This is a genomic window from Dehalococcoidales bacterium, from assembly GCA_035529395.1.
Taxonomy (GTDB): domain Bacteria; phylum Chloroflexota; class Dehalococcoidia; order Dehalococcoidales; family Fen-1064; genus DUES01.
In genome coordinates this window covers 1-4,578 of sequence record DATKWT010000066.1, presented here as the reverse complement: position 1 = coordinate 4,578, position 4,578 = coordinate 1, and the positions used below count along the sequence as shown (strand labels likewise).

5 protein-coding genes are annotated in these 4,578 nt (G+C 54.7%); all 5 read right to left on the bottom strand.

Annotation, left to right across the window (positions count from 1 at the left end; all coding sequences use genetic code 11):
* A partial coding sequence (locus VMW13_04435) for a hypothetical protein (protein HUV44062.1) occupies positions 1 to 389 on the bottom strand: 389 nt, incomplete at its 3' end.
* A gap of 9 nt (positions 390 to 398) precedes the next feature.
* Positions 399 to 3,089, bottom strand: a complete 2,691-nt coding sequence (locus VMW13_04430) for a hypothetical protein (protein ID HUV44061.1) — start codon at positions 3,087 to 3,089, stop codon at positions 399 to 401.
* Positions 3,089 to 3,667 (bottom strand): hypothetical protein, encoded by a 579-nt coding sequence (locus VMW13_04425; protein HUV44060.1) that lies wholly within the window; start codon positions 3,665 to 3,667, stop codon positions 3,089 to 3,091. Before VMW13_04425 ends, VMW13_04430 begins: the two co-directional genes overlap by 1 nt.
* Positions 3,668 to 3,717: 50 nt before the next feature.
* Positions 3,718 to 4,188 (bottom strand): hypothetical protein, encoded by a 471-nt coding sequence (locus tag VMW13_04420; protein HUV44059.1) that lies wholly within the window; start codon positions 4,186 to 4,188, stop codon positions 3,718 to 3,720.
* The gene (locus VMW13_04415; GenBank protein HUV44058.1) at positions 4,152 to 4,361 is read right to left on the bottom strand and encodes a hypothetical protein; all 210 of its coding nucleotides are present in this window, start codon (positions 4,359 to 4,361) and stop codon (positions 4,152 to 4,154) included. Before VMW13_04415 ends, VMW13_04420 begins: the two co-directional genes overlap by 37 nt.
* Between the last annotated feature and the right edge of the window lie 217 nt (positions 4,362 to 4,578).

Genomic DNA, 4,578 nt, shown 5'->3' with positions numbered 1-4,578 from the left:
TGCAGCTTTTCTTTGGCCAGGTCTGTCTGCGCCTTGAGATCGGCCTGGGCATCCTCGTACTGCTGATCCAACAGGCTGCGATCCTGCTCGGCCTTCGCACTGGTAGTAGCTGCCACGGTCGCTCCCAGAGTCCCGGCTCCTCCGGCGTGACCGGCTGCCCCGAGTATCTGTCTCTGCCCTCCCAGAATCGTAGCTTCCTGCTCGATCAGCCGGTTCAGGGTTGCCTCGTACCCGTGCTGCATCCGGGTTTTCTGGATCTGGTAGACATCCTCTATGGCATCTTCTATATCTTCCTTTGCTCTCTTAGCCGCCCCAAATTGGAATAGAGACGCAATGCCCTTGGCAGCGGCTACTATACCAAGAGAGACAAGAAATGCTGTTAGTGTCATGACTTGCTCCTATTCATTGGTCTGCAGCCTCGGCATCAACGCTACTATAGACAGCGGAAGAGGCTCGTCCTGAACGATCAGAATATCCCCGGTCGTGTCGTACCCACCAGGGAATGAAGTCTCGATATCTCCGCTTAACGGCTGTGTAGGCACACCCATCAGGGCGTCCGTCTCCCTGAACCTCAAGAGCTCTAGCTCATCCTCGTTCTGACCGACCTTGCAGCCCAGCGAGTCCTTGAAACGAATCACTATCCGGTCGATCCTCTTCGTGCGCCCCTGCGCGGTGCCTTCTCGCGCACCGGCTTCCAGCGGCATCGGCATGAGTTTGCTGATGAACTTCAGGCCGACGTGGATCAGGTTCGCGTAGTTGGCCATCGTCAGATTGCCAGATACGTCAACCGTCTCCGGAGCGATCACCGCGCCATCGCCCAGGATCTGTACCTCTTTCAAAGCCAGGTGCGTCAGCCCTGTGAGATCCTTCTGTACCTTGGTCACGGTGCCAGCAGATATATATGCAGACAGGAAGAAACCGCTTTTAGGATAGGGAGACGTGCAGGCTGCTGTATTCGTTCCATCGGAGATACTATCTCCCGGATCGAACCCATCACCGGCGCAGTAGTAGGTCTTGCTGTCGATCTTTGAGATAACGGTGGCGGTCTTTGCGCTGGGTGTGCCTGTCAACGTGGCCGCCGGCTCGAAATCACCAGGGGTCGGATCTACGTCGAGAGTCAACTTGAACTGAGTACCGTCTATATCGTTGTCATCCCCCTCGTCGCGCAAGGAGAAACTGTTCGCCCCTATGTATTCCACCGTGTAGACATTGCCGTTAAGCTCGGTGGTGCCTATCACGTCCTCGATCAATATCTTTTCGCCGCCGCTCAAGCCGTGGCCTGTGATCGTTATCGTGACCGGATCAATAACATCCAGATCCTCAATGTCCAGCGGATCTCCGTTGTCGAAGGTGACTGCGCTGTCCACGTAGATCGCGTCCTTCAACTCTTCCCAGGCCGGCGCGAAGCGCTCTATATATCTTTTGGTGTATCCGTTGATCGTGCGGTTGACGATCACCCACCACTTGTCGACCTGGTTGGAATCCGTTCCGACCGCGATACTTTCAAATAGACCATCGGTAATGAACCGATGCCAGGCCAGTACCTGTAGTGCGCGCTCGTAATTCATAACCGCCAACTCGCCGTCGACGCGCTGGGCGAATATTAAGGTGTCCGGGACGGTGGAGATCTCCAGAGCGTTGATCCCTGGCTTAGCGACCTCCTCGGCCAGAGTCATAAGATCGTTGGCCGCGTACTTCAGGTTATCCCCCAGCACCATCTCGCGCAGTTTAGTGTTGCCCTTCTGAACGAACAGAACAGCATCACCAGCGGCTATCGCCTTGTTTGAGCCTCCGTAGTGCGTGGGATTCTTAATGATAGACAGAGCCGTCGCGCTCAACCCACCATCTCCACCTGAGATAGTGATCTCACCGCCAGAGGTGCCGGCGATCAGCACGTCCTCGCCCACCATCCAGCGGATCTGTCCACCCCGATTGGCGTAGGCTGCCACGGAGAATCCGTTTGATGCTTTATCTTCAGTGCCGGTGTTCAGCGTGAAGTCGGTGTAGGCCGGTTCACCTGTGGTCTGGTCGATGGAAAGGGAGAAGAAGATCCGATTGGGTTGGACCCGCGTATTAGCCAACGCCAAACGTGTCTGGATAAACCGGCAGACCGCAGCGTAATGCCCGGCTGAATTGAACAGCGTGGCCTCAATATCCTCCTTCGCCGATGCCGTGTATAGCAAACTCCCACTTGTCCTTGTAGAAGATGCGTGATCAAGAAAACATCCGCCGGTTACTCTGACTTTGGTGACATTCTCATAGCCGGCAGAATATGTGTACCAAGCAGCTGTTTCGGCAAGCTGAACATCTTCCTCCAACGTATGCCAGGTTCCATCATAATATTCAAACTTTATCTTAGAATAAGCGATGAGGCCTAACACGTAACCCTTAACTTTGAACTTAAACTCGTCGATGCTTTTGGCTTCCACAAATGTGAATGTCCAGATACCCTCTCCGACGCCAAAATCAATCGGGAGTGCTGAAGAATAAGTATCGTCGTTACCATCATGGGCTTTTTCCCCATAAGAAACTTCGCCCACGCCCGTAACAGAAGTGACCAAAGAACAGCCATTCGCGCTCTCAATCCAATCCATCGTTATAGGGGCACCGCTATATCCGGTTACTGTCATGGTAGGCTGGTCGAGCGTCCAGTCGGTGTCGCCATACGGCGAGTCGTGTACCAACCTGGCAGTTTTCCAGTTGCCGTAGGTAAAAATCATGGTGTAGGCACCATCGAAGGCTACCCAGATATCTTCCAGCTCGGCGGTTGCCCAGGGCACACCGGTTGAGATCGTATGCACGAGAGCTGCCGTACTTTCCTTGTAAATCTTGATCTTGCCGACACACAGTTCGAGGTAGTATAAATTGTCCGGCTCTTCCCAGGATATCAGCCGGCTCTTCTTGTCGTGGTCGTCAACCGCAGCGACTAGAATCGTGCCTCGCCTGCGCTCCACTCCGCCCTGCACCTTGGGTATAAAGTTTTCTATGATCCTGCAGGCGCGGTGGTAGACAGTAGTCTCTACCCTGCCGGCAGCACGGTCTGTAATCTCCCCTGCCGTGAAGTCTGCATAGATCGGGTGTACGCCCATTAGTGTACCTGTTCCCACCGATCAGGAAGGGTCTGGTCGTGGAGCAGATCCACTTCCTGCTTCTTTTCTTTATGCAGTTCGGCCCACCTCGCCTTGAGTAACGCGCGCTCGTACACCCCTTCCATGTAATTCGTGAATGTATCCTTGTGCACGATCTTGGGCGCCAGAATCAGCCCGATCTTCGCGGCGACAGCTCTGGCGACGTGGGTGTCCAGAGACTTTGGGTTAGTTACCTGGTAAGTGTAGACGAGTGTGAGTACACCTTCGTTGGAGAGGACAACCTCTGCTTCGCGTCTGTATGGTGAGTCGGGATCGACCTCACGGATCTTCAGGAAATCTACGGGTAACTGGTACTGGTAATGCCAAAGCACGCTGTCAGGCTCGGCTGTGAGTCTGTTGAGATCCTGTCGTTTCTCAGCGCAAGCAAACTCGTGCTCGCACAATACCTCGTCAGCCGCACCGCGGTAGACCGCGTTGCACAACTGCGCGTTGTTGGTATTCTCAACTAGCTGAGTGATGGTCTTGGCACCCAGATAGATGAGTGCCAGGTTGCATATTTCGACCCATGAAGTGGCCATACGTTTCTCCTTTTAGGATCGCGCGATCGCGCAGTCCTAATTTAGCAGGATCAGCCGTCAGCCTTCTTCTCGGTAGACCCCTCTCCCTCTGTATCCGGTTTAGGATTATCGTCTGCCGGCAGATTATCCGAAAGTGGCTGCTGATCTTCTGGCTGGACCTTATAACCGGCAGCAATAAGGATTGCCTCTACCAGAGCATCTTTGTTCTGGGCCTTCCCCGGCTCCGGAACACCGTATTCTGTGGCGATCTTCTCCAGTTCCTTCCGGCTCTTGTCGCCCAGTTCGGCAACCACACCGCCAGCTTGAGGTTCGGGAACCGGATCCGGATCTACCGGCTTGAAAAGGTGCCTGGGGGCATCCTCGAACAGCTCGTAGATCGTCTTGCCCCCATTTGGCAACAGCCGCCTCGGTGTGGGGAAGTCAGGATTGTGCCAGATACACTCTCGGATACAGATGAATTTCCGTTTCTTGAGTTGTTTGGCCATTATGGACCTGCCCTTCTCACCCGGTTCTGCATCCATTCACGGTGAATCCTCAATACCTCCAGATCCTCTTTCTCTGAGGTATCCAGAGTCTCCAGCTTTGTTTCATACGCGGTCAAGGTGGCCTGATCATTCGGGTTGAGTCTGGTGTCTGCGGCAAGCGCCGTAGTCCAAACGATCCATGCCGCTGCCAATGCGTCTGCTGCAAGCATTTCGTCCTCCTCGATTGTAAGCAGGCCGGGACGTTGCCCGGCCCGCTGTTAATCCTTTGCGACTACCCTGGCCTAGCGACCGGAGTAGATAAAAGCGTCTGCCTTGCCAGCAGAGTTTGCGCCGGCGTTGCGGAACAGCACCTTGACGTACCGCTGGAGACCCGGGGGCAACTTGATGTCAAGAAGCACTTTCCCGGCGAGTGCGGCAGCCACCAGA